Origin of the sequence: Streptomyces sp. NPDC047841 (assembly GCF_040704085.1) — a bacterium.
Classification (GTDB): domain Bacteria; phylum Actinomycetota; class Actinomycetes; order Streptomycetales; family Streptomycetaceae; genus Streptomyces; species Streptomyces argyrophylli.
Genome location: NZ_JBEYRP010000025.1, coordinates 1 through 26,065 on the forward strand (window position 1 = coordinate 1; position 26,065 = coordinate 26,065).

The window sequence follows — 26,065 nt, forward strand, 5'->3', positions numbered from 1 at the left end:
AGTGCAGCCAGACGTGGCCACGAACACGATGGCGGCCAGCACCTCCCGGTCACCATGCCGACGACGGCCACCACCCTGCGGCCGCACAGGCGCCTCCGGCACTACTCGCTGGAACAGCTCCCACAACTCGTCCGGCACCAGCCGCTCAACGATCCCCACCACGGCCGACAGCCTACCCAGGCTGCCAAATGAGATGACGTCTTAACCCGCTCAAGACCCTCGAGCCGAGTCATCGACGGGGCCTGGCAGACGGCCACAGGCGGCGATCTGCGCTTCCCGGAGGCACTGGGGAAGCGACTGCTCGGGTCGGGCCTCATCGAACGCTGCCTCGTCGGCTCCGCCCGGCCGGTCCGGGCGAACGGAGTCTGGTCCACGGAAGGTTCAACGGAGGCGAGTCGGGTCCGGCGGACACGGTGGGAATGACATTCCGCTCGGCCCGGACCAGGTCGCGGTGAGCGTCCGCCATCGCCGCGCGGGGGCGTCGAGGAGACCGCCGTCGCGCCCGCCGGCCGGGCGTGCGTGACGCTCACCGCGGGCCGTGGAGGTGCTGCCAGTGATCACTCAGGACTGGCAGATATATTTCGTAGCTCGATATATGCTCGGTGCATGACCAGACGGAACCCGCCCTTGACGGAACCGCAGTACTTCATCCTTGCCGCGCTCATGGATGGTCCGTTGCACGGTTACGGCATCATCAAGGCCGCCAAGCAGGCCACCGACGGGCGGCTCCGCATCGCCGTCGGCACGCTCTACGGCGCGCTGGAGCGGATGGAGCGGGCCGGGCTGGTGGCCGCCGGCGATGAGGAGATCGTGGACGGGCGAGCGCGGCGCTACTACCGGCTCACCGAGGACGGCACCGAGGCACTCGGCCGGGAGGCGCTGCGGATGCAGCAGGCGGCGGCCGTAGTCATCGGACGCTCACGGAACACCGGGGCGGCCCCGGCATGAACCGTCTGCTGCTTGCCGCCTATCCCAAGTCCTACCGTTCCCGGCAGGGCAAGGAGTTGCTGGCCTGCCTGTCCGAGGCGTATCCCGGCCGCTCCTGGCCCCCGCCGCGGGAAGTTGCCGCCTTGGTGCGCGCCGGGGTGCAGGCCCGCGCCCGTGCCACTGTCGACGACACCACTCGGCCGTGGTGGCTGGACGGCATCCATCTGGCCGCCCTGGCCCTCGCCGCGCTGGCGCTGGTTCCGTACTTGCAGGATGTGTGGCACTGGGCACTGCACATCGACCCCGGACAGCACGCCATCGCCTTCCACTTCTCCGGCTGGTATCCGTGGGCCGCAGGTCCCACGCGGATACGGCTGCTGCCCTACGGGCTGCTCCCGCTGGGCTGCCTGATCGCTCTGCTGCGTGGCAGAGCGTGGATCGCGCTGCCGGCCGCGGCAGCCATGATCTGGGCCGGCGCCACGACCCACGGCCGCACCCTCTTCGGCGACGAGGGCAAGGCGGGCTTGAGCTACTACGGGTTGGGCGCCCCGATAACGGCCCGTGACCTGGCCCTCTCGGGGACACTGTGTGCCGCGTGCGCCGTGCCGGCGCTCTGCCGTCCCAGCCGTCTGCGACGCCGCTCGTACCGCTGGCTGGCCCCCGTCGTGCTCGCCATGTTCGTGGCCGGGGGCCTGCACATCATCTCCGTCAGTCCGGCTTTCCAGCGCGGTTTGTTCGTCCTCGAAGTCGCCGCGCTGCTCGGCGCGTGGGCGGCGACGGCCGCCACCGGCGACCACCGGTGGCTGATCCCCGTCGCGGCGGTCGCGATAGTCCGCACGCAGGCGATCGTCGTCCGTCCGGACGCGTTCATGCAGTCCTTTCCGGACCTGGTCGTCCTCATCCTGCTGATCGCACCCCTCCCCGCCCTGGCGATCGCCGCCCAGCGCCGGCAGGGGCAGGCACTCGCCGAATAGGGGCGGACCCCGGTGGGCCGGCCGAGCCCGGCGGCCCACGTCGTACCGCAAGACGTGCGTGACCGAACTCCCCCCAACGGAAGAAACAGAGCGATGACTCAGCACGATTCTCCGTCCCTGCCCGCGCCCCGCCCGAGGGCCTTGAGGCAGGCTCCCGAGGCCCCCGACGACCCCAGCCCGTCGCGTACGACACGGCCGTGGATGCCGGCTCTGCTGTACACCCTGGGGTTCCTGACGGTCTACCTGCTCGCCATCTGCACCCCGTGGGGGCAACAAGCTGAGAACGCCCTGTTCGGTCTCGGTACACAGGGCGGCGAAGAAGCATGGTTCTACCCCCTGTCAGGAGCGGCCTACGGCTCGACGCCCCTGCCGCCGCTGGAATTGAGTGCCAAGCCCACCCTGATGGTGGGCCTGGCCGTCATCGTGGTCCTCACCCTGGTGCGGCGGTGCTGGTGGCCGGGGTGCGCGGCGCTCGGGATCGTCATTCTCACGACCGGAGGCAAGGAGGTGCTCAAATCGACCCTGCCCCGCCCCGATCTGGTGGGCGCGCCCGAGAATCTCCTTGATCAGGGGTTCCCCAGTGGGCACACGGCCATCCCCGCCGCGCTGACCCTCGCCGCCGTCCTCGTGGTTTCCCCCCGCATCCGCCCCTACGTCGCCACGGCCGGAGTGCTGTGGCTCGCCTGCATCGCCGCCTACAGCGCGACCAACGGCGGCCACCGGCCCAGCGAAGTGCTGGGGGCCACGCTATTGGCCTGTGCCTGGTACGGCCTCGCAACCTGGCTGCTGCCGTCGTCCGCCGCGCCGGGCGCCACGCGGAGCCCCCGAGCGCTGCCCGTCATCACCCTGACGCTGGCACTGGCCGTCGCCCTCGTTTCCGGCGCACGGAACGACACCCTCACAAGGTCACTGGTCTCCGCGGCGACGGGCTTCATATGTGCGGCCCTGGTCTGGTACGCCGCAGTCGGGCGGCCCGCACGCACCGCACGCCGCACCGCACTGGGCTGACCACCCGGCTGGCTCCGGGCGGGAACCGGCGCATCCTGGCAAAGCGGCTGTCCGATGCCACCGCCCAGTCATAGAAGCCGTCGACGCCCGAGCGGGGATGCGCTCCCGCCCGACGTGGCCTCCCACAGTCCGGTCAACACTTCGATGCCGGCCTCCCGCACAGCCGATGGCGATGTGGCGGGGGCCGACGGGCAGAGGCGCGTGCTCAGCGAGATGGGCGAGCAACTCCCGGGCGCCGGGGGTGTTGAGGACGACGTCCTGGACGCGGGGGTTGAGGTCGCGGACGTCGCGGGCGGCGGCCGGGTCGCGGAGCCGGTCGCGGACGTCTTCGATCCGGTCGGCGGCAGGCGGAACGGGGGAGCCGTCCGGCCGGTGGGCAGGTGCAGGCAGCCGAACGAGATCAGACGGATCGGGTGCGAGGGAGCCTCCTGCTCGTGCTGAAGGACGGAAGCACGCGGAGCGCCGCGCCCGGCCGGGAAGGGCGGGGCGCGGCGCTTCGGCGAGGTGCTACTGGGTACGTGCAGGACGTCCCTCTGCCCGGCGTTGTCGGTGATGAGGGCGGCCTCGGGCAGCGGGCAGGAGGCGTCGCCGTCGCGGTCGGGCTCGATCCGTTCGGCTCGCTGCGCGACGGAGGCCGCTGCGTAAACTGTTGGCTCGTGTGCCCGTCTGTGCAGTCGACGTGCAACCGACGGCTTCGCGCTCGACCCGAAGGACTGAGCCGTGCCCGACCGACCTGAGATCGTCTGCATCTGCGGCTCTACCCGGTTCGTGGACGAGATGCGTGCGGCGAACCGTGATCTGACCTTCGCGGGTGTCATCGTCGTCGCGCCCGGCGAGGCAGACGAGTCGATCACCAACGAGCAGAAGACCGCGCTGGACGCCCTCCATCTGCGCAAGATCGACCTCGCTGACCGGATTCTGGTCGTCAACCCCGGCGGGTATATAGGCGAGTCCACTAGCCGGGAGATCGCATACGCCCAGGCCACCGGCAAGCCGGTCTCGTTCACCGATCCCTCTGACCAGTAGACGCTTCGTGGTGCGCTCGGGCCATAAGTCCCGGTCAGCCTTGGAGTTCCTTGCGACAGGCGATCCAGTCGAACCAGTCCCGCTTCGCGTATGCGGTCCACCGCGTGACGTTGCTGATGCTCGTGCCGGTGAGGTCGGCCAGGGCATGACGGGCGCTGTTGCAGCTGGCGCAGGTCTTCGAAGCCATGACGTCGGAGCAGTAGGCCGAGGTATTCGGACCGGATGGGTTGCGCGGGTTCCTGGCCGGAGAAGAGCCACGGTGTGGTGCCGGCTGTCAACGCCTCTTCCTGCGCGAGCGTCGGCACCCGCTTCGGCAAGCCAGTTCCACGCCGTAGAGACAGGCCCGGGTCGGATGGATGCACGACAGCTCGGGCCGGTAGGCGTACGCCGTGCAGCGCAGCACCGCGACCGGGCCGTGCCCGCCGGGGCTCAGTCCGCGCTCGCGTGACTGCCGTCGGGTGACCAGGACGCGGACGAACACGCACGAGTCATCCTCGGCAGGTTGGGCGCGCGGCAGACCTTGGCCAGGTCGATGCGTGGCGTCTCGGTGGAATCGGGCGTCCTCACCTGGTAGAAAGTCACCCCCGTGCGTCGTCGCGAGTCTTGTGGACCAGTTCGGAGCCGGGGGTGCCCCCCTGGTGCCGGCGACCGCGGTCGATCCAGCGCTCCTGGCCGATCGGCTGGGTGCGGCGCCGGGCGACGATCTCGGGTGAGAGTCCGGTGATCGGCCGCCCGGTCTCCGAGGCGCGCAGCAACAGGGTGAGCTCGTGGCGCATGGCGGTGTGCCGGGTGGCCTTGACGACGTGGGTGCGGGCGGGCATCCCGGCGCGCTCCCACAGCATCCGCGCCTCGCGGGTGAGCTGGTCCGCCTGTTCAGCTCCTCGTCGGGTGGTGGCGCGCTGTTCGGCCTGCGCTCGGCCTATTCGATGGCGGTCGTGCGGCTGAGTTCCCACGGTCGCCGGTCTGGTGGTGCGCGCGACCCCCGTAACCGTCCCGGTAAGTCCAAGGCCACAGCATCGCTTTGAGCGATACACACTGCGTGTCTGGGGTGCGTGAGGTGTGAGAAAGGGGGAACCCCGTCCACGGCGTGCGGCGCGTATGCCCCTTATTCCTCGGAAGTAACTCATATTTTGTGTGCTTGCGGGGTTGAAGTGCGGGCATCCGGTGGCCAGGAGGTTGATAACCATGGTTCCCCTGCTTCTCGTTCTTCTGCTGGCTCTGATCCTCTTCGGCGCGGGCTTCGCCCTGAAGGCACTGTGGTGGATCGCAGTGATCGTGCTCATCGTGTGGCTGCTCGGCTTCGTCGTCCGCTCCGCGGACAGTGGTGGCCGCAAGGGCCGTTGGTACCGCTGGTAGACAAAAGACGCCCGGCGCGAGGAGCGCGCCGCGCACGAGCAATGAGTGGGCCCGGCCGATACGGCCGGGCCCACTGGCGTGAAAGAGAAGCTTCCTTGCGACCGTTGGGAGGGATCGGGCTTATCGGACGCGCCGCAGGGTACGTGAGTCATGCACCGGCCCCGCGGACTCAGCAGTGGAACCCTGCTCCTCCTGTCTGCGGGACCGGTGCGTATCGGGTGCGTATCGGGCTTGCACATGGTTCGGCCGGGCCACGGAGTTCGGCCCCGGTGACCATGTCGACAGACGACACGCGCTCCATCCCCGACCGGCGCCCACATCAGTCAATCGCGCACGGTGCCCAGGTCGGTGGGCGATGGGCGATGGGCGATGGGCACAGCATCCAAGGGACGAACAGTCGGCGGGCGGCGAACACGGACGGTCAGGGTCGCCGGTCCTCACCCGGTGCTCGGGGTTCCCTTTCCCGGCCCGGGAGTGGTGGTCAGCGCCTTGCGCACGAACGTTCGATAGGTGCTGATCTCGGGAGCCCGGTCGGCTACGACGCGGCGCACTTCTCTGCCGATGAGTGATCGTGCCACGCGGGAGCGCCCCACCGTGCGATCGCATGCGGCGTCGATGATCGATTGGGAGATCTCCCGATGGCGCAGCCGCTCGACGTCGGTGCGGGACATCGTCTGCAGTCCGCTCGCCGCGCGAGCGATCCGGTTTCTCGCGTCGTCGGGGGACTTGAAGCGAAGTCCGTGCGAGGCCATGCAGTCGCGCCAGGGCTTCTCGGTGGCTGTGAGTTCGCCCGCTGCTCGCACGCGATTGTCAACCTCTGCAGGCAGATTCAACACGATCGTGTCGGCGACCAGCCACTTCCTGAGGTCGCCAAAAAGCTGCTTGTCAGCCAGGGCTGTGCAGCCGTCGGTGTAGACGAAGGTGACCTCCCCAGTGGACAAGCGGGCGTCGAGACGGTGCGCCGGAGTACCGAAGAGAGCCTCCGAGTAGCGCTCCTGACGCTGGCGGGACAAGGACGCGGTGTAGACCGCGTTGGGGTCGGCCGGCTTCGATGTACGTAGGGTGGTGATGCCATAACCGAACCGACGGTGGAGTGGTATGTCATCGCCGTGGGCAAGCGCCCGCGTCACCGCGGCGTCGCTCTCCGCCGGATGCCAGGCCACCGGTCGATACGGCCATCCGCGCTGGGCCATGCAAAGACTGATGGCATGTTCCTGCGCTTCGAACAGGCGTTTCCGTTCTGCCGGGGAGCCCCGCAACCGGTCCAGATCCGTCGTGGTCACCAGAGCCGATTCGCCTGAGGTGGAAGGCGGTGCATCGCTGCGGTCGGCGGTGCAGGCAGTGGTGAGCAGCAGAGCGAGAGATGCTGCGGCCAGCGGAACTCCCGGCGAAGACGAGCGTGGGCGACGTGCGGGCACAGTGGTACCTCCACAGCTGGGACGGGAGCCCGCGCTGTCCCGGAGGACAGCGCGGGACCGGGGCGGCCGTTGGCCGCCCGCGCACACCTTCAGCAGTTCCAGGTCCAGATGTTTCCCTCACCCCGGTTGGCGGGGTTGTGGTACGCCCAGCCGTGGCCGCGCGGCAGGCAGCCGAGGGTCCGGCCGCCGTCACCGATGAGGTAGACACCCATGCCGGAGGTGCCGGAGTTCCAGGACGACTCGTCGTTGTGGTACGCGCCGTAGCCCGCCCAGCTGGAGTTGCTGTCCTTGAAGATGTACCGGGAACCCTCGTAGTTGTACAAGGACCAGACGCAGTAGTAACCCGAGACGCACGTCTGAGCCTGCGAAGACGTGGTCGCGGCGGACGCCGGCCCGGACGCGGCGATACCACCCGCGGTCGCCAGGGCGAGAGCGGCCGCTGAGGCGGCAGCGCGGAAGCGAATTTTCACGGTGCACTCCTTCGGAGATCGTGACGCCGGTTGGCAGTGCGATCTTCACAGGAAGCCGCCCGCAGTGCCTTAGCCAGGTGTGCCAGGTGCTTAGCCTGGTGTGCCGGCCTCGGTGCTGTGGTATTTCCGGTACTCACTGGGGTTGATGCCATGCAGAGCGCGGAAGGCCCGGGTGAAGTCTCCGGGGTGAGGGAATCCCCAGTGTGCGGCGATGGCCTGGATGGGGACGTGACATTTCGCAGGATCGGCGAGGTCGCGTCGGGAGTTTTCGAGGCGTTGGCTGCGGATCCAGGAACGGACAGTCACGCCGTGCTGCTGAAAGATCCTGTGCAGTGAACGAACCGAGATGTGATGGGCTGCCGCTATCTGGTCCGCGGTCAGGGCGGTGTCGCCGAGATGACGCTCGATGAACGCCATGATGCGCATGTACAGGACGCGTTGGCGGGACTCGGAGGGAATGCCGTCCTCGCACTCCAGAAAGTGCGCCAGGGTAGCGGTGACCAAGTCCAGGCTCATATTGCCGAGTCGCACGGCGTCACGCGGTGTGTAGCTCGTGCTGTCTTCTGCCAGGCGGGTGAGGAAGTCTGCCAGCAGGCGTCCCATTCCCTGGGCCCCGGGGAGAGGCCGGCAGATGAGCTGGTCAATGCGGCAGGCCGGTAACGGAGTCAGGGTACGGGGGAACTGGATCAGAATGTTCCCGCCGTCGGCGTAGGTGTCGAACGGACGTGAACTCTCGAAGAGCAGGAGGTCACCTGTTCGGATCGCGGCTTGATTGCGGTTCTGCTCGATCACATGGGGGCCCGAGTTCGTAACGCCGAGGGCAAGGATCTCCGGGTCCGAGGCACGGATCAGCTTCGGGGTCCTCCGCGTCAGGAAAGACGAGTACGCCATCGCTGACACCTGGACCGCTCCCAGCGGCATCGTGCCGAACCATCCGCGGAAGACATCTGTGTTGATCAACTTGAACGATGTCGGCATCAGCGTGTCCGCGGTGACGTTCTCCCACACTGAAAGAGCATCTCGCGCCGGAAAGTCGTTGCTGTCGAAGATTCTTTCCACGGTTCTCTCCTCCGGCCCTGCGGCTTGGCGCTGCGCTGAGCTTCCCTGCGCCAGACCGTGGCCCACCTCCCGTCGTTCGCTTCCTCCCAGATAGTCCCCCCGAGCCGCCTCGGCCTGCCGGGCATCCCGATCACATGACTCGAAGACATTCACCTGATGGCGCGTTAACTGCTACTGGCTGCAACCGACGCTGACAGGGCCACCGGCGGATCTACGTCGGCACGTGATCTGTCCGCACGACGCCGGCATCCGTTACCCGGGCGCCGGTCTCGTCGTCTCCAAGTCCCACGCATCGCCCCCGGCGCCCCCAGACGGTGGCGAGTCGCTGCACTCGCTGCGCCGCGGCCTGCTCTATGGGCACGAGGGCGCGTTCCGGCACCGCCACCTGGCCGGCGTGGACCGAGCACGCAGGGCGTCTGACGCTGGTGACCGACGCGGTGGTCATCCGAACGACAAAGAACTGTGGTCTGCCATCGCGCAGAAGCGCGCCGAGGGCCGCGCGGTCGACGACGAGATGCTGGCGCACATCTCCTCGGCACGCAGCGAGAACGCGAACGTTCTCGGCACCGTCAACGTCGAGGTCGACACCACGCTCGACCCGGCCGGTTACCGGCCGCTGTGCCCCGCCGGCCGGAACAGGCCCGACCGTGCCGGCCGACCGGCATCGAACGATCACCATCAGTGTTCAAGGTCGCTCCCGCGATCGCGAGGCCCCGCTGAGGTCCCGGAGCATGCTACGGATCCGGTCCAGTTCGGTGTCGTGCCGCCCTGCGTCGGTGAGGATGGCGATGGCTCGTTGCCAGGCGTCCTGTGCCGCGTCGAGGGAGCCGGTGGCACGGTGGAGTTCTCCGAGGTGGACGAGGGTCTCTGCCTCGTTGTAGCGGTGGCCCAGTTTCCGGTTGAGCGCCAGACTGTGCCGGTGGCATTCGAGGGCGTTACGGCAGTCGCCGGTCTGCTGGTAGGCGTAGCCGAGGGTGTCCCATGTGCCGGCTTGGCCGCGTTCATCCTGAAGTTCTTGTTGCAGGGCCAGCGCCTCCCGGCAATGGGAGATGGCCTGCTGGTGGTGACCTAGCTGAATGTGGTCCCAGCCGACTGCATTGAGTGCTCTGGCGCGTCCGGGACGGTGGCCGAGCGAAGTGAAGAGCTCCAAAGCAGTGAGATCGTGGCGGAAAGCGGTCTGCTGGTCGCCTTGGTACTCGTGCAGCCAGCCCAACGCGATGTGGGTGTGGGCCTGCCCCAGGACATCGCTGACCTTCGTGGACAGTTCGAGCGCCCGTAGAAGTGCGCGGCCGGCCTCGGGGCCACGGCCCGTCAGCGCGAAGGCGTAGGCGAGCTCCCGATGGCACTCGGCCTGTGCCGAGTGGTCCCCGAGCCGCGTGGCGGCTGTCAGGGCCGTTCGTTGCACGGTCTCCACGTCGTGCCACAGTCCGCTTCGGGTGAGGAAGGTGACGGTCGTCCATGCCAGTTGCCAGGCGTGGGAATCGCTGCCGGCGAGCGCCGCTTGTTCAACGGCCGCAGCCAGAGGTGCTCGCTCATGGGCGAACCATCCCAGAGCCTGGCGGTGGGTGGTGAGCCGTTCGGGAGAAACGCCGTCTGCCGCGGGTGTCAGGCTGATCGGATCCCGGTGGGGTAGCAGCAGTCTGTCGGCGGCGTACGCGGTGTGCACGTAGTGGTCGAGTATCCGGCCCAGCGTTGCGCTCCGCTCCCTGTCGGTAGCGAAAGCGTCGGCGAGTTCGGTGGCGTAGGCGAGCAGCAGGTCGTGGAAGACGTAGCGGCCTGGTGCGTGTTCCTGGAGAAGATGTGCGGCCTGCAGTTCGCGCACGTGGGCGCGGAGGCGGGGGGGGGGCAGAGCGGTGAGGCTGGCGGCGGCGGGCAGGCTGATGTCGGGGCCGGGTGCCAGGGCGAGCTGTCGGAACACGTGGGCTGTCTGCGGGGCGAGGGCGCGGTAGGAGGCGGCGAAGACCGCACGTAGGTTGGCGGTCGTTTCGCTGGCGTCCAGGACGTCGAGCCGCGGCGTGGTCTCCTGGAGTTCCGCGGCCAGTGCTGCCAGGGTGAGTGCGGGGTTCATGGTGACACGGGCTACCAGGATGCTGATGGCCAGGGGCAGGCCGGCACAGTGCTTCAGGAGGGTACTGGCGGCCTCGGGTTCGGAGGCGATCCTGCCGGAGCCGAGGTGGCGGGTGAGTAACTCGTGTGCCTCGGCGTCGGTCAGCACATTCAGGGTGACGGGGTTCCGCCATGGGCGGTGATCAGGCCTCCGAGTTGATGACGGCTCGTGACCACGACGGTGCAATGCGGGCTGCCGGGGACCAGAGGCAGAACTTGGGCGGTGTCACGGGCGTTGTCCAGGACGATGAGCAGGCGCCTGTCTGCGACCAGGGTGCGGTAGAGCGCGGCCTGGGCGTCCAGGTGCGCGGGAATCTGTGCGGGGGCAGCGCCCAGGGCGTCGAGGAACATACGCAGCGCCGCCTCGGGCGGTACTGGGTCTTCGGCAGGGGAGAAGCCGCGCAGGTCGGCGTACAGCTGCCCGTCGGGAAAGCGTTCCCGCTGCTCGTGGGCCCAGCGCAGAGCCAGCCAAGTCTTACCGATGCCGCCGGTGCCGCCGATCGCGGAAATCACCACCGTGCCGCCCCGCTCGGCCTGTGACTCCAGCAGGCGATCCAGACGGGCCAGCTCGCGCTCCCGACCGATGAAGAACGGCGGCGGCGCCGGAAGCTGCCGAGGAACCGAAGCGGATGCCGGTCCGGTCCCGGTCGTGGACCTGGGGGCGGGTGTGATGAGCGCCGGGTCTGCTGTGAGGAGCTGCTGGTGGAGCTGCCGCAGCGCCGGTCCAGGGTCGGTGCCCAGCTCTTCCGCCAATCGCCGCCGGATGTCCTGGTAGTGCGTCAGCGCATCGGCAGACCGGCCGCCGCGATAGAGCGCCAGTATGAGCTGACCAGCCATCCGTTCGTCCAGCGGGTGGGCCTCAGCCCTGGCGAACAGTTCGGCCAGTACCTGGTCGTGCTGTCCCAGGCGCAGCCGAACGTCGGCCAAGTCCAGCTGCGCGGCCAGCCGTTCCCGATCGAGGAAGTCACGCTGCGCGTTGAACCACGGGGTGTCCACCCCGGTATACGCCGACCCACGCCACAGTCCCAGCGCCTCTTCCCACACAGAGGCCGCTTTCTCTGGGTCGGGCATCGCGCGCGCCTGGTCGGCCAGGCCACGGAACCGATGGACATCCACCGATCCGGCCGACACCTTCAGCCGGTAGCCACCCTGGTCCCGCACCATGTCCGCCTCGACTCCGGACAGCACCTGCCGCAGCCGGGACACATACCCGTACAGAGCCTGCCGGCCACGATCTGGCGCATCCGCGCCCCACACCCGATCCACCAGGACATCTGCCGGTACCGCACCGTCAGCGTCGGCGAGTAACGCCCCCAACACCCACCGTTGCCGCGCATGACCCACATCCACGGGCACCCCATCCGCCCACACCGCGATGGCGCCCAGGACCCCGAACCGAACCGCCACACCCACCCCCGTCATGGTTACGTCACTCTGATTACCCGCCGCCGACCGTGGGGTACAGCCCGATTCCAGACTTCCCGAAGGTTTCCCGAAGACCGCCCTGCCACGGTGAAGACACAACACCCGCACGAATCCCAACAGCCCTGCAACGGGCCGAGCCCGGTCGGCTGTTGGGTGAACGCCGGGGGCTGAGCGTGGGCCGGCGATGGGCTCGCCGGCTTCGCACGGAAAGCAACAAGTGCCGTTCACCAAGAGAAAGAGAAACAGCCATGCGTCTACGCAGGAACCTGGCCGCTGCGGCGGCTGCGACAGCGGTCGTCAGTGGGATGTTCGCCGCATCGTCCCCCGCCGCCTATGCCGCCGGCGGAACCGCCCCCGCGTGCATCGCGCGCTTCGTGTCAGGCACTCAGGACGGTTTCCTGGTCGGCCTTACGAACAACTGCGGTAAGACCATGCGTGTGCAGGTGATCGTCAGTTACGCCCCCGACAGCCCGTGCTACACCTTGGGCCCAGGAGCGCATCAGTCCTACTACTACGAGGGAATCCTCGGCCTGTACGACAGGACGGCTGTGTGCTGAGCTGGACTCTGCCGGGGATCGTGGAGTCTCGCGGTGCGGCAGCATGGTCAACGGGCATGTCCGGGTGGTTCCGATGACCGACGCGGTTGTCGAGGTGCCCGTTGTCCCTCCGTGCACGTTCCGGTGAGCAGGTCCCGTCTCTGACTGCGCAGATCGCGCGGGCGAGCAGCCCGGGCGGGCACGACGGCGATATGGGTGAGAGACCGAATGGACGGGCTGTGGCATGACGAGGACTTCGCTGACCGCCTGAGCGGCGGTTCGGGCTCGGCCTGTCGGGAGCCAGGCAGGGTCGGGAGCACGCCGGCCCGGCTCACGCAGACGGCCTCCGAACGAACGGCCCCGTCAGATCAGTCCGGCCCGGTAGACGAGCAGGGCGATCTGAACACGGTTGTTCAGATCGAGCTTGGTCAGCACATGCGAAACGTGGGCCTTGACCGTCGGGATGCTCAGGTAGAGCTCCGCGGCGATCTGCGCGTTGGTCTTCCCCTCGGCGACGGCGAGCGCGACCTCGCGTTCGCGGGCCCCGAGCCGTTCGAGCAGCGCCCGCGCGTCCCCGGTGCCGGCACCGCCGGGAACGGGCGCCGCCTGCGCGGCGGGGGCCGGACGGTGAGCGGTGCCGTCAGCGGCGAGCGGGTCGGCCACGGTGTCGAGGAGCTGACGCAGCGCGCTCGGGGAGAACACCGGCTCACCGGCCGCGGCCCGGCGCACCGCGGTGACGAGGTCCTGTGGCAGGGTGTGCTTCAGCAGGAAACCGCTTGCCCCCGCCTGGAGGGCGCGCAGCACGTATCCGTCCGAGGCGAACGTGGTCAGCATGATGATCTCGGGCGGCTCCGCACGGGCGCGCAGCACACGTGTCGCCTCCAGGCCGTCCATCATCGGCATGCGGATGTCCATCAGGATGAGGTCCGGGTGGTGGAGGTCGACCAGGTCCGGCAGCTCGGTGCCGTCGGACGCCTCACCGACGACCGCGATGTCCTCGGCGGCTCCCAGCATCATGCGCAGCCCTGCGCGGACCAGGGGGTCGTCGTCGGCCAGCAGTACGCGGATCATGACGCACACGGTACGGGGCTCACGCCGCCCACGGCAGCCAGGCCCGTACCCGGTACCGGCCGTCCGTCCGGTCGTGGGTGAAGTCGCCCCCGGCGAGGACGGCGCGTTCGGACATGCCGATCAGCCCCTGACGCGCACCGGGCACCGGCGCGGCGGGCGCGGTGGCGGGCAGGCCGTTGGTGACTTCCAGGGTGAGTCCGTCGTCCGGTGTGCCGGTCAGGCTGAGACGGACGGGCTCGCCGGGGGCGTGTTTACGGGCGTTGGTGAGTGCCTCCTGGGCGATGCGGTAGACGGTGCGGCTGGTGAAGTCGCTCAGCGCGTCCTCGTCGGCGAGCTCCCGCTCGACCTCCACGCGCACCCCCGCCGCCCGGTTCTCGTCGACCAGCCGGGGCAGGTCCCTCAGCATGGGCTGAGGCGGTTCGGCGCGGGCGGCGGCCGGATCGAAGGGGGAGCGCAGGACGCCGAGGACGTGCTGCAGGTCCTCCAGGGCCCGCCCGGCGTTGTCCCGGATCACCGCGGCCGCCTGCTGCACCTGTTCGGCCGGTGCGTGCGGGTGGAACTCCAGGGCGCCCGCGTGGACACTCAGCAGTGACAGACGGTGAGCGAGCACGTCGTGCATCTCGCGGGCGATGGCCTCGCGTTCCCGGTGGCGTGCCTGCTCCGCGCGCAGAGCGGCCTCGTTCTCCGCGCGTTCCGCGCGCTCGCGCAGGCCCCGTACGAACAGGCCCCAGCCCACCGCGCCGACCACGAGCAGCGCCCCGGTCAGCGCCGAGGCCACCTGCGCGGTCGCGCCGTTCCAGCGCGTCGCGAGGTAGACCACGACAGGGAGCAGCGCCACGGCCGTCACCCTGCGGGTCGTGCCGATCGGGCAGCGGGCCGCCATGGTGAACAGGGCGATCACCAGGGACGGAACGACCGGCGCGACGGTGCAGACCACCAGCAGGGTCAGGGAGACGGTCACAGGCCGGGAACGCCGCCACCACAGCAACAGGCACGCCGCCAGGGGGACGAGGGGCTGGGCCATGACCGTCCAGAAGGGCAGGACCGTCACACCCGTGGACAACTGCGGGTACAACTCCAGGCCTCTGTTGCCGGCGGCGACGGTGCTGGCCGTCAGCGCCCCGGCCGCCGCCACGACCGCGAGGTCACGTACGGCGGCGTGCCGGCCCTCTCCGGATTCTCTCTGGCTCACGCCTCCGCAACATACGGCGCCCGTGCTCGGGAGCGCCAACCCCGCGTGCCTCGTCGCCCGAGGTCGCTACCTAGGTATGAGCGGATGTCCCCACCGCTACTTTGGTCACCCGCCGATCGCAGACTTTCCGCCGAAGCCGGCGTGCCCGCCCCGCTCATAGCGTCGGCGCCATGAACCGAATCCTCGAAAAAGGCGCCGTCCTTCCGGTCCGGCAGCCCGCACGACTCGTCGCCGGCGTTCTCGGTGCGGTAATCCTGCTGCTGGGTGCCGTACCGCTGGCCGGGCGCTTCCTCGCCCATCTGCAGGTGTGGACCCTCGCGGTGCCCGTTCCGGGCCTGTCGCACCTGCTGGTCGTCGCCGCCGGCACGGCGGTGCTGTGCGTCGCGCTGCGCCGCTCCAGGGCCACTGACACCCACTCGGACTCGTAGGGGACTGACCCGCCCCGGTCGCGCCGTCTCGCGCGCTCGGGGCGCGTCCCCACTCTGCCGACCTCACCCAGGAAGACCACACAGGCCATCACCCCATGACACACTCCGCCACGGACCACCAGGTCCCTCACCCCCCAGCGATCGAGACCGTCGGCCTGGGCAAGCGCTACCGCCGCGGCTGGGCGCTGCGCGACAGCTCCTTCCGACTGCCCGCCGGCCGCGTGTGCGCGCTCGTTGGGCCCAACGGCGCCGGCAAGACGACGCTGCTGTCGCTCGCCGCCGGCCTCGTCGAACCGACGACCGGCACGATCCGGCTGGCCGGGCACCGCCCCGGCAGCCCCGAGGCCCGCCACGGCACCGCCTTCCTCAGCCAGCGCAAGGCCCTGTACCCGCGGTTCCGGGTGCGCGAGATCCTGCGGATGGGCCAGGAGCTGAACCCCAGCTGGCACCAGGAGACCGCCGAGTGGGTCGTCGAGGCCGGCGGCATCCCGATGGACGCACGGGTCGGCACGCTCTCCGGCGGTCAGTCGACCCGCGTCGCCTTCGCCCTCGCCCTCGGCAAACGCCCCCGGCTGATGCTGCTGGACGAGCCGATGGCCGACCTCGATCCCCTGGTGCGCCACCAGATGACCGACATCCTGCGGGCCGAGGCCCGCCGCAACGGCTCCACCGTGGTCATGTCCTCGCATCTGGTGTCCGAGCTGAGCAATGCCTGCGACTACCTCGTCCTCGTCAACAACGGCCGGGTCCGGCTGGCCGGCGAGGTGGACCTCCTCCTGGACCGGCACCGGCAGCTCACCGCCGCAGCCGCGGACGCGGACGAGTACGACGTGATCGCAACCACCGGCCAGGGCGCGGAGCGCGCGACGCTGGTCCGGACCCACGACGCACCACCGCCCGACGGGACCCACCGCACGCCCACCCTCGAGGAACTGGTCCTCGGCTATCTCGGCGCGCCGGACACGGCGCCGCTGATCACCCCGAGTGCGCGGGTTTCCACGGAGAGCGAGGTGTCGGTGTGAGCACCGCGATCCACACGGCCCGTACGCGTGTCCGGCGCGGTCTGCGCCTGCGCGGACTGACCTGGCTGATCTGGCGGCAGAACCGCGTCGCGTTCCTGATCGGACTGGCAGCCGCCGCGGCCGTCACCGTCTACGCCGCGGTCCAGCACCAGCACGCCACCGCGGCGATCGCCGCCCAGCACCTCGACGCCTGCCGCGGCGGCACGGTTGATTCCACGCAGTGCACACGGGACCTGCTCAGCTTCGGCAAGGAGTACCAGTACCCGCTGCGGCGGGCCCTGCAAGCCGTCCTGCTGCTGCCCTTCCTGATCGGCGTGTTCCTGGGCGGGCCGCAGCTCGCCCAGGAACTGGAGTCCGGCACCTACCGCACGGTGGCCACCCAGTCCGTTACCCGGCTGCGCTGGTTCGCCGCGAAGTTGGGTGTGCCGCTCGTCATGACCGTGATCGTCAGCGGGGTGACCGGCGCTGCCATGACCTGGTGGTGGCACCCGATCGCCAAGACCATGGGGTCCGTCTTCCCGTGGTCCATGTGGTACCCGTTCTACGGGATCGGGCCCGTCGTCGTCGGCCTCAGCGTTCTGTTCTACCTGCTGGGCGCCACCCTCGGCCTGTTCCTGCGCCGTACCGTCGCTGCCATGGGAGCCACGCTCGTGGCGGGAGCAGCGCTCTTCGCGCTGATCGAGTGGGCTCGCCCGCACCTGTGGCCGATACGCACGGTGAACGCACAGCACACCACCGAGCCGCCCGCTCCGGACTCCGCGTGGCTGCTGGCGGACGGCCCGCTGTCGAAGGACGGCCGGCGGGTGTCCGACGTCGTGGACTGCTACGCCCAGACCGACTACCGTGCGTGTCTGAAGACGCACGGCATCAGCGGCCACTGGGCCGAATACCATCCCGCTTCCCACCTGTGGGCATTGCAGTGGTCGGCGACGGGTGTGTGCCTGGCGCTCGGTGCCGCGCTCGTCGCCCTGTCGGTGTGGCGGATGCGCCGGCACTCCGCCTGACGGCCCGTCCCGGCCACCGGGGCATCCCGCGGCACCCGTGCGCTCGCACGCAAGATACCGGCCGCCCAATCGCCCTGCTCCGCCGCAGACTTCCCCCCGGCGGCGCAGCAGGGCACCCTCGTAGTGCTGATGCCGGCGGAGAGCGCCGGCCCTTCTTCACCGTGCGCAGCTGCTCCCAGTCGGCCTCGGGGTGGGTGGGGACGACCGCGTCGACGGACGCCGTGGCGTAGAGCGCGACGTCGACGGCTCCGGCCCGGCTGGTGCCGAAGCGGACCTCGATCGACTGTGGTGAGCGGACCCAGCCGAGCCGCACCATGTGGTCGAAGTCGGCACGCCGCACCCGGAGAACTCCCACCAGAATGGATCGAAGATGGGGTGAGCCGGGCGGCGGTCACTCGACGCCGTTGCCGCGGTGGACGGCTGCCGCCTTCCGATCCGGCCAAAGGGAGGACCTGACAGCCCAGGTCCGCCCGGCCCCGGGCCGGCTGTGGCCCGGAGTGCCTAGGCTGTCACTGCTACGGAAGGGCGGTGCCATGGATGCTGACTCACGGACCAGGGCCGCGATCGAGGAGCATTGGCGGGCCTCGGAACGCGGGAACACCGAAGCCGAGCACGCCATCTACGCCACGGACGCGATCCTGGACTACCCGCAGTCAGGTGAGCGGTTCCGGGGCCGAGCGGCGATCTCGGCGCAACGCGGCGGGCACCCGGCCGACCGACACTTCACCGTCCAGCGGATCACCGGCCGTGCGAATCTATGGGTGAGCGAATGCATCATCACCTACGACGGTGTGCCTTCGTACTCGGTGAGCATCATGGAATTCGCCGACCAGCGCGTGGTGCACGAGACGCAGTACTTCGCCGACCCCTTCGGCGCGCCGGCCTGGCGGGCCGCGCTCGCGGAGCCGATGCCGGGCCGGACCATCGCCGGAGCCTGATCCTTGGCCTCGCTCGGGTCGGCCGGGTGACCAGCCTGTCACTTTGCCGAAGTTCCAGGAACTCGCCGGTACGGCGCCGGATCGGCGGCCATCCTGGGGCGGCCGAGTCGGCGTAGCAGTTCGGTCAGCGCGATCTGGGTTTCCCGCTGGGGCAGCGCGCCGCCGAGGCACGAGTGAATGCCGCTGCCGAACCCCGGGTGCCGGATCGACCGCTCCTGTGCTCTGCCCGGCCCATTCGGCCGCGTGCCTGCATCGGGCGCGGCATCGGCGTACTCGTACGGTAGTCGGCGGATCGGGGGATGACGGGGCCGGATGGCCCGCACGGCCGACAACCTCCACCGCACGGTGGAGACGCTGCCTGCGTTTCCACGGCGGCCGAGCGAGAGTCCGGACCCGGTCCGTACAATCAGGGCACTCGACTTGGGGGTGGCGCAATGCAGGAATTGGTCTACTTGTCGGACGCCAAGTTGCGGCAGTTCGTCCCCGGAGGAAGGCCCCTGACCTGGCTCCGCCGCCTGACCAGGGCACGCATGGATGTCACAACGCCCGCAGGAGGGGGCGGCGTCGAGGTAGAGCTGGCAGAGGCCCAGAAAGAGCAGAGCGTGCCAAGTCATCTCGCTGCAGTGATGAAGCATCTCGACGAGCGCTCACTCTGGTACCAGGACCCAGAGGCTTGTGCGGGACGGTGGGTGTACTTCGAAGCCCCCTTCAATACGGTCGTCGCAGCCGGTGGGAGCTCGAAAACTGTCTTTTTCCTGGACACGATGGCAACGGGGGCGAACGAGTCGGACCGTAGCGGGATCGGACTTCTCCTTCATGGCAGTGCCCACCATCTGCGAGTCGACGTACCTCCCACCATCTCCCGAACTTCGCTGTATGGCATCGTGGGAAGTGCGCTCCACATGGCCGTGCGCCGTTTTGAGGCAACTCCTCCGCTTCCAGCGGCGGAACGCCTGCTTGAGACAGAAATCGAACCTGTTGAACTGCCGGGAGCCGAGCGGAACAGGTTCTTGGCCAGGTTCATTCAGGCGAGCAGTATGAGCTCTGAAACCGCGGCTTGGATGCGCGGTTACGCGCGGGTGACGATGCGAGTGAACCGCTCCGAACACTATGCCGGACTGCCATCGGTGCTCGCGGCAACACCGCTGTACGTCGAGTATGCGCACGACCTACCCGAGTGAGGCTGAGCAGTCGGCTCTCCGCGCCCAGGAGAACGGGGGGGCGACCTGGCAGCCCGCCGACGCCGGCTCCCCGGCCGGACCGACGCGGACCGTGTTCTTCTGTACGGTCTGATCGCCGAGGCCGACAACGGCGCCGGCGGCGACTACCAGGCGCACGCACCACGAGTCGAACGGGCCACTGGAACGACCGACGACCGCGGGCCGTCGGCACGCCGGCGACCGGTGTCGTCGTCCACGCGCAGGCGGCTGTCAGGACCCGTAGTCGATTGTCCCACCGGAGTTGGACCTGATCACCCCTCCTCGCGCCGGTGGTGGACGCCCACGCGTAGTAGGGCGCTCCGGCCTTCTTGTTGCCGTAGCGCACCTGGATCTGCCGCTCCTGTCAACTGCAGGGGTCACGACGTGTCGACACACAGCTACCGCGGTGGCCCAGCGGGAGGTTGGCAGCCCTGCAGGGAACCTCCGTACCGGCACTCTGGCAAGCCCGCCGCGGATCTCGGCTCCACCGACGACGTGGGCTTCCACACGCCCTCGCTACCGACCTCGACGACAACTCGGTGCGCCGGTGCTGTTGTAGCGGGTCCAGGAGAGCTTCCCGTACACGATCAAGTCCGTGACCGGTCCCTGACCCGGCTCCCATCACCCCGCTGCTTCCGCTGGGCGGGGCTCCCTGCTTTTCCCCTGCCAAGCGGACACGCACGTGAACGGCCCGCCGCCGGTCCGGGCGCTGTGGGCTCGGTACCGTCGCCTGCCGCGCGCACATGAACAACACACCGTCAGGACGCAAGCGGCCAGGGACCTTTGCGGCCACCGCGTCTCTCTTCCGGCAGCCCTGACCTGTGGCGAGAGTAGTTCCCGCCACCGGGCGCCACGCCCTCGAACAACCCGGGCAGCCGTACCCGCAGGGCCGGCTGCCCGGGGCAGGGATGTGCGTGCGCCCGTCCGACACCGGTGCCGCAGGAGAGACCATGAAACTGAGTCATGCCGTTCGCCGTATGTCCGCCGCCCTCGCCGTCGGCGCGATGTCCCTGGGTCTGGTCACCGTCGCCGGCGGGGCCGCGCAGGCCGTCGCCTCCTGCACCGGTGACGTGTCGATCTATGGCACGCTGGCGGACGGCAGACTGACGTACACGCAGATCGAGCCGAACACCGGCGACCGGGTCAAGACGCTCATCGGTCCGAACCTCGGCTTCACGCCGAAGGCGATGGCGACGCTCAACTTCAACACGGTGCTGGTCACGTCGACCGCCGGTGACCTCTATCGCGTCGATGTCCAGACCAACAACACGTCCCTGAGCCTCGCCGGTGTCGTCAAGATCTGGGACGGCGGCTGGACCTTCGACAAGATGGTGTACGACGGCGCCGGCCACCTCTACGGCACGGTCGACGGTCAGCTCCACCAGTACCTGGTGTCCCGGGACAAGCCGTCCGGGTCGGCCCACATAGGCCAGCACGTCGTGATCGACACGGGCTTCGTCCTCAAGACGCTGGCCGCCGCGGGCGACGACCGCATCATCGCCTCCACCTCGGACGGACGCCTGCTCAGCTACAAGATCAACGGCGTGAACGACTGGGACCGCGCGGTGCTGAAGACGAGCGGCTGGTCGGCGGTCGACTCGCTGTCCTCCCCCGGCGGGGGCCTCTACTACGGCCGTACCAACGGCGGCATGTACTGGTACCACGACGCCGACCCGACCGACGCGGACGGCTCCGACATCGCCTACCACCCGAACGACCCGGTGGACGCCTCCGGCTGGACGCAGACCCTGCTGTCGGCCTACGCGAACAACTGCGCCTACGTGCCGCCGGCCCCGCCGCACTCCGTGCAGGGTGGCACGATCTACCGCAGCGAGGTCATGACCCGCGCCAGGGACTGGTACAACCGCAACGTCCAGTACAGTCAGAGCGCCTACGCCACCGACATCGAGGGCGACGACTCCTACCGCACCGACTGCTCCGGATTCGTCTCCATGGCCTGGCACCTCACCTCCTCGCTGACGACGCAGACCCTCCCCAGCGCGGGAACGCAGATCTCCAAGGCCGACCTCAGGCCCGGTGACGCCCTGAACTCCAGCAGCGAGGGGCACACGGTCCTCTTCGCGGGCTGGAAGGACCAGGACGCGGGCACCTTCTACTACTACTCCGAGGGCAGCCCGAGCTCGGACATGAACTACTCGTCCGCGAACGTCTACAGCGGCACCATCGACAGCCACCCGGCCTCGTCCTACATCGCCCTGCGCTACGACAAGATCGCCTGACCGGCGCACGACGGCGGCGCCCTCTCCTTCCGAAGGGGGCGCCGCCGTCGTGCCGTGTCCGTAAGGTCTAGTACCAGTTGTTCGCCTGCCAGAAGTTCCACGCGCCGCACGGGGAGCCGTAGCGTCCGTCGATGTAGCTCAGGCCCCATCTGATCTGGGTCAGCGGGTTCTCGTGCCAGTCGTCGCCCGCGACGTCCATCTTGGAGGCGGGCAGCGCCTGCGGGATGCCGTACGCGCCGGAGGACGGGTTCGTGGCGTTCCAGCGCCAGCCGCTCTCATGGTCCCAGAGGGTCTCCAGGCAGGCCCACTGGGTGGTGTTGGCCCAGGCCGTGTCCTTGTCGTTCATCAGCTGCCGTCCGGCGGCCTTGACCTCGGTGATGTCATTGCGGTCGACGGTGTCCACGGAGGTCGCGCAGGTGTAGGTGCCCGGCTGCGCGGACAGCAGCTTCTGCGTCCAGCCGCTGGTGTTGACGGGGTCGTCGAGGTGGTACGTGATGTCCGCGCCGGAGCCGTCCGTCGGGTTGGCGTCCTTGTACCAGTACATGGCCCCGGTGGACAGCCGCCCGTAGTACAGCCCGCCGCCGGGGGAGACGAGCTGGTTGAAGCCCGACCAGCCGGAGGACTTCAGGGCGTTGCTTTTCCAGGCGCCGGCACCGGTGATGGTGTAGTCGAGCAGCCGGCCGTCCTCGGTCGTGGCGCCGAGCCGGTCGTCGCCGGTCGCGGTGAGGGTCTTCAGGACGAAACCGGTGTCGATCTCGGTGCGTACGCCGATGTGCTGGGAGCCGGCGGGCTTGTCCTCGGTGACGTTGTAGCGCAGCAGCAGCCCGGAGGTGGTCGTCCCGTAGAGGTGGCCGTGACCGTCGTAGGTCAGCTTGTCGTGGGTCCAGCCGCTGTCGGCGATCCTCACCGGCGGGTTGAGCAGAGCGAGGCTGGTGTTGTTGGTCTTGATGTCGATGCGGTAGAGGGCACCGGAGGTCGACGTCACCAGGACGGTGTTGAAGTTGAGGGTCGCCATGGCTCGCGGCTCGAAGCCGAGGTCCGGTCCGACGAGCACCTTGGCCAGGTCGCCGGTGGCCGGGTTGATCTGGCTGAACGTGAGCCGGCCGTCGGTCAGTACGCCGTAGATGCTGACGCTGCCTGAACAGGTGGTGGCCGCGTCGGCGGTGGGAGCGGTCACCGTGAGGAGTCCGGTGCTCAGGGCGGCGGAGACCATGAGGCCGGCGGCTCTACGGCCGTTGGTGCGGAGTTCCTTCACTTGTGGTTCCCCCCGGGAGCGGTTGAGGTCGGGCAGGGCGGTCGCAGGTCGTGGACCAGCGGGTGGGATGCGTGGGAGTCGCCGTCAGGGGCGGCGGGCGGCCTCCTGCCGGCGGGTGTCGGCCGGGGCGGCGGGTGTCCTTCTGCCGGCGGGTGGCCTACTGCCAGCCGGCATCGGCCGGGGGCGCCTGGAGGCCGGTGTCCACCGGTGTGACCTGCCAGCCGGCGTCACCGGCGACGACGGCGGAGGACTCGGCGGCGTCCGTCCCGTGTGCCGAGGTGACGGCCGGAGTGGCGAGGGCCACGGCGACGACGAGGGAGGCGACCGCGGCGGCCTTGGCGATACGGGTGCGAGGCATGACAGACCGTTCCTTCCGGGACGAGGTGCGGGGTCCGGCCCGTCGTTGCGTCCCGCGGTGACGCGCGCTCCGGCCGGTGATCACCAGGTTCGTCGCCGGCCGGGCGTGTGAGAAGGGGTCTGCGATGGACGGAAAGGGCCTTGGACCGATACGTCCACGGGGGCTGGTGGCGCCTTGGACGTCAGTCGGAGGGCTGTGCCTCGAACGCCAGGGGGATCAGCGGCACCCCGGCACCCGTGAGTCGCGCCCCTGCCAACTGCGGTACCTCACGCAGCAGCCTGGCACAGACGCGGACGGCCCGTTGCTCGGCCTCCTCCACCCCGTCGGCCAGCATATAGAGGCCGAGGGCGAGCCAGACGGGGGAGCGGACGTGCACGGAGACGTGCTCGACGCGGTCGCCGGGGGCCAGGGACGAGCGCACCAACTCGCGGACCTCCGGCGGCAGGTGACTGCCGGGAGGGAGTTCCAGGTGCGCGTGGACGAGGTACATGCGCTCCAGCGTCTCAACGAAGCGGGCCCCCGCATCGGTTCCGGGGGTGGTCGGTTGTGTCCCTGGCCCGTTCCGGCCCGATCCTATGACGAAACGTTGCCGTTCTGCGAGGATCGACGCCGAACAGGGGATGTTGGGTGCAGAAACGGGGGACACACGTGCTGACCGGACTCGGACTCGATTCCGTCGCGGAGACGGTGTACCGCGCCATGCTCAGACACCCGGCCGCCGGTGTCGCGGACCTCGGCGACGCCGTGGGGTTGTCCGAGGAGGAGGTGCGCGATGCCCTAGACACCCTGAGCGAGTTGGCGCTGGTGCGTCCCGCCGCCGGGGACGCGGGGCGGATGCGGGCGGTGTCGCCGGACATCGGCATGGAGATCCTGATGGCCCGCCAGCAGGCCCGGCTGGCGGCGCAGCAGCAGCGCCTGGAGGCTTCGCGGGCGGCCGCGGCCCAGCTCATCTCGGAGTACGCCGAACTGCGGCCGGCCACCAGCCACCCCAGCGTGGAACAACTGGTGGGGCTCGACCAGATCCGCGACCGGCTGGCCGTGCTCACCCGTGAGGTGCGCGAGGAGTTCCTGACGTTCGCGCCGGGCGGGCCGCAGACCGCGGAGAACATGGCCGCGTCCCGGCCGCTCAACGAGGATCTGCTCGGCCGCGGGGTGCGGATGCGCACGATCTACCTGGACAGCGTGCGCACCAACCGCCCGACTGTCGAGCACGCCGACTGGCTGGCCCGGCTGGGCGGTCAGGTCCGCACGGTGCCGTCGCTCCCGACGCGGATGATCCTCATGGACCGGCGGATCGCCATGGTCTCCGTCAGCAGTGACGACACCGCCGCCGGCGCGGTGGTCCTGACCGGGCAGGGCACGCTCACCGCTTTGTGCGCGCTCTTCGAGACGACCTGGGAGTCCGCCCAGCCCCTCGGCCAGGTCGTCCCCACCGACGCCCACGGCCTCACCGGCCAGCAGGCCACCGCCCTGCGCCTGCTCGCCGAGGGCCACACAGACGAGGCCATAGCCAAGCGGCTCGGGGTGTCCCATCGCACCGCCCGCCGCATAGCCTCCGAACTGATGGACCGCCTCGGCGCCCGCAGCCGCTTCCAGGCCGGCGTACGCGCCGTCCAACAACGCTGGCTCCCGGCCCGCCCCTGACAACGGTCCTGCTCGCAGATCCTGTGCGCGACCGGCTCACGGCCTACCTGGACTACCGCAACAGCCGGCCCTCGACCACATCGGGCGGGCCGGCGTACCCAAGCCACGGTTCCCGGGCGCCGAACCAGTGTCGGCCGGCCTCGTCCAGTAGCTGCGCGCGTGGCCTTGCCGACAGTCGGTCACGAACAAGTGGCGTCGTCGGTCACTGTAGGGATGAGCCAATCGCTGGAATCGAAGACGGGCATCGACGGGCCGGTCACTGTCATCAAGCGCTACACCGTGCCGGCGGGCGAAGCCGACTATTTCGTCGAGGTGTACCAGGAGAACGCCCGGATCATGTCGACCCAGCCCGGTTTCCTCCGCTCCCGCCTGCACAGGCCGCTCGCCGACACCCCCGAGGCGCAGTTCGTCCACATCGCCGAGTGGACCTCAGGCACCGCGCTCGACAAGGCACCCTTTCTGACAGCGGAGATCGCCGCCCGCACCTCTAGCCGGCAATGAACCACGACCCACGTCCATCCGGGACGGCGTCGTGCTCGTCGACGTCCAGACCGCCCCTGGGCGCCACCTGATGCCGTCCTGAAGGGTGACCCGTGCCAGCGGCAAACCATCCAGGGTCACGCACCTGGTGCACTCCCACTCCCACGCCGACCACATCGCAGCTGCCTCCCTGCTCGGTAGGGACGTGGTACGCGTCGCCGGGTGCAGTGCCCAGCGCCTCAAGCAGGGCTCTCGTCGTCCTACCCGACCCTTGAACGGGACGGGGAGATGAACCTCAACTCTACGTCTATCGGGTAGAGATCGAGGAGGCGGAGGGCCCGGTGCGCGCCGGAACGGCTGCGGTCGCCGCCGAAGGCAGCGAGCCCCTTTCGGAGTTCAGGCTGGAGCTGGTCGTCCTCCCCGTCTCCGACGTCGACCGCGCCAAGGCCTTCTATCAGGCGGTGGGGTTCCGTCTGGACGAGGACCACAGCAGCGACGAATCATATCGAGTGGTACACATGACGCCTCCGGGATCTCCGTGCTCAATTCTGTTCGGGACCGAGGTGACAACGGCCGTGCCTGGCACGGTCCGGGGGCTCCATCTCGTCGTGACCGACATCGAAAGCGCGTGCCTGCACCTCCGTGAGCGGGGGGTCGAGACGAGTGAGGTCTTCCACGACACCTGCGACATGTTCCACCGTTGCACTGACGAAACCCGACGCAGCGGCCTCCATCCCCAGCGGCTCAGATACCGCTCGTACGCCACGTTCAACGACCCGGACGGAAACGAGTGGGTGCTGCAAGAGGTGCCCGCGTAGACCCGATGAGGGCAGGGCCGACGACCGCATCCTTCACGCTGAGACGGAGCGGGGCCCGCGCTGACCCGCAGCTTGGCCTCGGTCGCCGTGACTGCGGCCGACAGTGACGCA

29 protein-coding genes and 1 pseudogene are annotated in these 26,065 nt (G+C 69.4%); 15 read left to right on the plus strand and 15 right to left on the minus strand.

Annotation, left to right across the window (positions count from 1 at the left end; translation table 11 throughout):
* Positions 1–162 (minus strand): transposase (locus AB0947_RS33120; RefSeq protein WP_366754157.1); only part of this gene is annotated, 162 nt, incomplete at its 3' end.
* 444 nt (positions 163–606) lie between these two features.
* On the opposite strand from AB0947_RS33120, the gene AB0947_RS33125 reads away from it, so the two are divergent.
* From AB0947_RS33125 to AB0947_RS33140, 4 genes are all read left to right on the plus strand, one after another.
* On the plus strand, positions 607–948 hold the full coding sequence (locus AB0947_RS33125) for a PadR family transcriptional regulator (RefSeq protein WP_366754070.1): 342 nt from the start codon (positions 607–609) through the stop codon (positions 946–948).
* On the plus strand, positions 945–1,901 hold the full coding sequence (locus AB0947_RS33130; protein WP_366754071.1) for a hypothetical protein: 957 nt from the start codon (positions 945–947) through the stop codon (positions 1,899–1,901). Before AB0947_RS33125 ends, AB0947_RS33130 begins: the two co-directional genes overlap by 4 nt.
* 93 nt (positions 1,902–1,994) lie before the next feature.
* Positions 1,995–2,909, plus strand: a complete 915-nt coding sequence (locus AB0947_RS33135; RefSeq protein ID WP_366754072.1) for a phosphatase PAP2 family protein — start codon at positions 1,995–1,997, stop codon at positions 2,907–2,909.
* Between the two features lie 720 nt (positions 2,910–3,629).
* On the plus strand, positions 3,630–3,935 hold the full coding sequence (locus AB0947_RS33140) for a hypothetical protein (RefSeq protein ID WP_366754073.1): 306 nt from the start codon (positions 3,630–3,632) through the stop codon (positions 3,933–3,935).
* A 34-nt stretch (positions 3,936–3,969) separates the two neighbouring features.
* On the opposite strand, the gene AB0947_RS33145 is transcribed toward AB0947_RS33140, so the two are convergent.
* Together AB0947_RS33145 and AB0947_RS33150 are read right to left on the minus strand one after the other, a co-directional pair.
* Positions 3,970–4,122, minus strand: coding sequence for a hypothetical protein (locus AB0947_RS33145; RefSeq protein ID WP_366754074.1), 153 nt, complete (start codon positions 4,120–4,122; stop codon positions 3,970–3,972).
* Between the two features lie 391 nt (positions 4,123–4,513).
* A complete protein-coding gene (locus AB0947_RS33150) occupies positions 4,514–4,888 on the minus strand; it encodes a hypothetical protein (RefSeq protein WP_366754075.1) in 375 nt (124 codons plus the stop codon).
* Between the two features lie 232 nt (positions 4,889–5,120).
* Here AB0947_RS33150 and AB0947_RS33155 point away from each other — a divergent pair, with 232 nt between their 5' ends.
* Positions 5,121–5,291, plus strand: coding sequence for a hypothetical protein (locus AB0947_RS33155; protein ID WP_037661814.1), 171 nt, complete (start codon positions 5,121–5,123; stop codon positions 5,289–5,291).
* Positions 5,292–5,728: 437 nt separating this feature from the next.
* Here the strand turns inward: AB0947_RS33155 and AB0947_RS33160 are convergent, their stop codons facing one another.
* From AB0947_RS33160 to AB0947_RS33185, 6 genes are all read right to left on the minus strand, one after another.
* A complete protein-coding gene (locus AB0947_RS33160; RefSeq protein ID WP_366754076.1) occupies positions 5,729–6,574 on the minus strand; it encodes a hypothetical protein in 846 nt (281 codons plus the stop codon).
* A gap of 224 nt (positions 6,575–6,798) precedes the next feature.
* Positions 6,799–7,179, minus strand: coding sequence for a peptidase inhibitor family I36 protein (locus AB0947_RS33165; protein WP_366754077.1), 381 nt, complete (start codon positions 7,177–7,179; stop codon positions 6,799–6,801).
* 90 nt (positions 7,180–7,269) lie between these two features.
* Positions 7,270–8,238: a helix-turn-helix domain-containing protein gene (locus AB0947_RS33170; protein ID WP_366754078.1), complete on the minus strand. Its 969-nt coding sequence runs from the start codon at positions 8,236–8,238 to the stop codon at positions 7,270–7,272.
* Positions 8,239–8,449: 211 nt separating this feature from the next.
* Positions 8,450–8,917, minus strand: a complete 468-nt coding sequence (locus AB0947_RS33175) for a hypothetical protein (RefSeq protein ID WP_366754079.1) — start codon at positions 8,915–8,917, stop codon at positions 8,450–8,452.
* 6 nt (positions 8,918–8,923) lie between these two features.
* A complete protein-coding gene (locus AB0947_RS33180) occupies positions 8,924–10,453 on the minus strand; it encodes a tetratricopeptide repeat protein (protein WP_366754080.1) in 1,530 nt (509 codons plus the stop codon).
* A 2-nt stretch (positions 10,454–10,455) separates the two neighbouring features.
* Positions 10,456–11,757, minus strand: a complete 1,302-nt coding sequence (locus AB0947_RS33185; RefSeq protein ID WP_366754081.1) for an AfsR/SARP family transcriptional regulator — start codon at positions 11,755–11,757, stop codon at positions 10,456–10,458.
* Positions 11,758–12,017: 260 nt separating this feature from the next.
* Between AB0947_RS33185 and AB0947_RS33190 the strand changes: the two genes are divergently transcribed.
* Positions 12,018–12,326: a beta-Ig-H3/fasciclin gene (locus AB0947_RS33190; RefSeq protein ID WP_366754082.1), complete on the plus strand. Its 309-nt coding sequence runs from the start codon at positions 12,018–12,020 to the stop codon at positions 12,324–12,326.
* A 342-nt stretch (positions 12,327–12,668) separates the two neighbouring features.
* Here AB0947_RS33190 and AB0947_RS33195 read toward each other — a convergent pair whose 3' ends face one another.
* Both AB0947_RS33195 and AB0947_RS33200 read right to left on the minus strand, forming a co-directional pair.
* On the minus strand, positions 12,669–13,376 hold the full coding sequence (locus AB0947_RS33195) for a response regulator transcription factor (protein ID WP_366754083.1): 708 nt from the start codon (positions 13,374–13,376) through the stop codon (positions 12,669–12,671).
* A gap of 19 nt (positions 13,377–13,395) precedes the next feature.
* Positions 13,396–14,568, minus strand: coding sequence for a histidine kinase (locus AB0947_RS33200; protein ID WP_366754084.1), 1,173 nt, complete (start codon positions 14,566–14,568; stop codon positions 13,396–13,398).
* Positions 14,569–14,738: 170 nt separating this feature from the next.
* Here AB0947_RS33200 and AB0947_RS33205 point away from each other — a divergent pair, with 170 nt between their 5' ends.
* From AB0947_RS33205 to AB0947_RS33215, 3 genes are all read left to right on the plus strand, one after another.
* The gene (locus AB0947_RS33205; RefSeq protein WP_366754085.1) at positions 14,739–14,996 is read left to right on the plus strand and encodes a hypothetical protein; all 258 of its coding nucleotides are present in this window, start codon (positions 14,739–14,741) and stop codon (positions 14,994–14,996) included.
* 95 nt (positions 14,997–15,091) lie between these two features.
* Positions 15,092–16,018, plus strand: a complete 927-nt coding sequence (locus tag AB0947_RS33210; RefSeq protein ID WP_366754086.1) for an ABC transporter ATP-binding protein — start codon at positions 15,092–15,094, stop codon at positions 16,016–16,018.
* Complete coding sequence (locus AB0947_RS33215; protein WP_366754087.1) at positions 16,015–17,022, plus strand: ABC transporter permease; 1,008 nt, start codon at positions 16,015–16,017, stop codon at positions 17,020–17,022. Before AB0947_RS33210 ends, AB0947_RS33215 begins: the two co-directional genes overlap by 4 nt.
* A 127-nt stretch (positions 17,023–17,149) precedes the next feature.
* Here AB0947_RS33215 and AB0947_RS33220 read toward each other — a convergent pair.
* Positions 17,150–17,368: pseudogene (locus tag AB0947_RS33220) on the minus strand (hypothetical protein); the annotation flags it as partial.
* A gap of 187 nt (positions 17,369–17,555) precedes the next feature.
* Between AB0947_RS33220 and AB0947_RS33225 the strand changes: the two are divergent.
* The 3 genes from AB0947_RS33225 (at position 17,556) to AB0947_RS33235 (ending at position 21,399) form a co-directional block, all read left to right on the plus strand.
* Positions 17,556–17,960, plus strand: coding sequence for a nuclear transport factor 2 family protein (locus tag AB0947_RS33225; RefSeq protein ID WP_366754088.1), 405 nt, complete (start codon positions 17,556–17,558; stop codon positions 17,958–17,960).
* A 434-nt stretch (positions 17,961–18,394) separates the two neighbouring features.
* Positions 18,395–19,141 (plus strand): SAVMC3_10250 family protein, encoded by a 747-nt coding sequence (locus AB0947_RS33230; protein ID WP_366754089.1) that lies wholly within the window; start codon positions 18,395–18,397, stop codon positions 19,139–19,141.
* 968 nt (positions 19,142–20,109) lie between these two features.
* Positions 20,110–21,399, plus strand: coding sequence for a tachylectin-related carbohydrate-binding protein (locus tag AB0947_RS33235; RefSeq protein ID WP_366754090.1), 1,290 nt, complete (start codon positions 20,110–20,112; stop codon positions 21,397–21,399).
* A 67-nt stretch (positions 21,400–21,466) separates the two neighbouring features.
* Here the strand turns inward: AB0947_RS33235 and AB0947_RS33240 are convergent, their stop codons facing one another.
* The 3 genes from AB0947_RS33240 to AB0947_RS33250 all read right to left on the minus strand — a co-directional run bounded on the left by AB0947_RS33240 (position 21,467) and on the right by AB0947_RS33250 (position 23,502).
* The gene (locus AB0947_RS33240; RefSeq protein ID WP_366754091.1) at positions 21,467–22,654 is read right to left on the minus strand and encodes a tachylectin-related carbohydrate-binding protein; all 1,188 of its coding nucleotides are present in this window, start codon (positions 22,652–22,654) and stop codon (positions 21,467–21,469) included.
* 157 nt (positions 22,655–22,811) lie between these two features.
* Positions 22,812–23,012: a hypothetical protein gene (locus AB0947_RS33245; protein WP_366754092.1), complete on the minus strand. Its 201-nt coding sequence runs from the start codon at positions 23,010–23,012 to the stop codon at positions 22,812–22,814.
* A 181-nt stretch (positions 23,013–23,193) separates the two neighbouring features.
* On the minus strand, positions 23,194–23,502 hold the full coding sequence (locus AB0947_RS33250; protein ID WP_366754093.1) for a hypothetical protein: 309 nt from the start codon (positions 23,500–23,502) through the stop codon (positions 23,194–23,196).
* Between the two features lie 158 nt (positions 23,503–23,660).
* On the opposite strand from AB0947_RS33250, the gene AB0947_RS33255 reads away from it, so the two are divergent.
* From AB0947_RS33255 to AB0947_RS33265, 3 genes are all read left to right on the plus strand, one after another.
* Positions 23,661–24,656: a helix-turn-helix transcriptional regulator gene (locus AB0947_RS33255; RefSeq protein ID WP_366754094.1), complete on the plus strand. Its 996-nt coding sequence runs from the start codon at positions 23,661–23,663 to the stop codon at positions 24,654–24,656.
* A 213-nt stretch (positions 24,657–24,869) separates the two neighbouring features.
* Positions 24,870–25,157, plus strand: coding sequence for an antibiotic biosynthesis monooxygenase family protein (locus AB0947_RS33260; protein WP_366754095.1), 288 nt, complete (start codon positions 24,870–24,872; stop codon positions 25,155–25,157).
* A 320-nt stretch (positions 25,158–25,477) separates the two neighbouring features.
* On the plus strand, positions 25,478–25,954 hold the full coding sequence (locus AB0947_RS33265) for a VOC family protein (protein WP_366754096.1): 477 nt from the start codon (positions 25,478–25,480) through the stop codon (positions 25,952–25,954).
* The last annotated feature ends 111 nt before the right edge of the window (positions 25,955–26,065 follow it).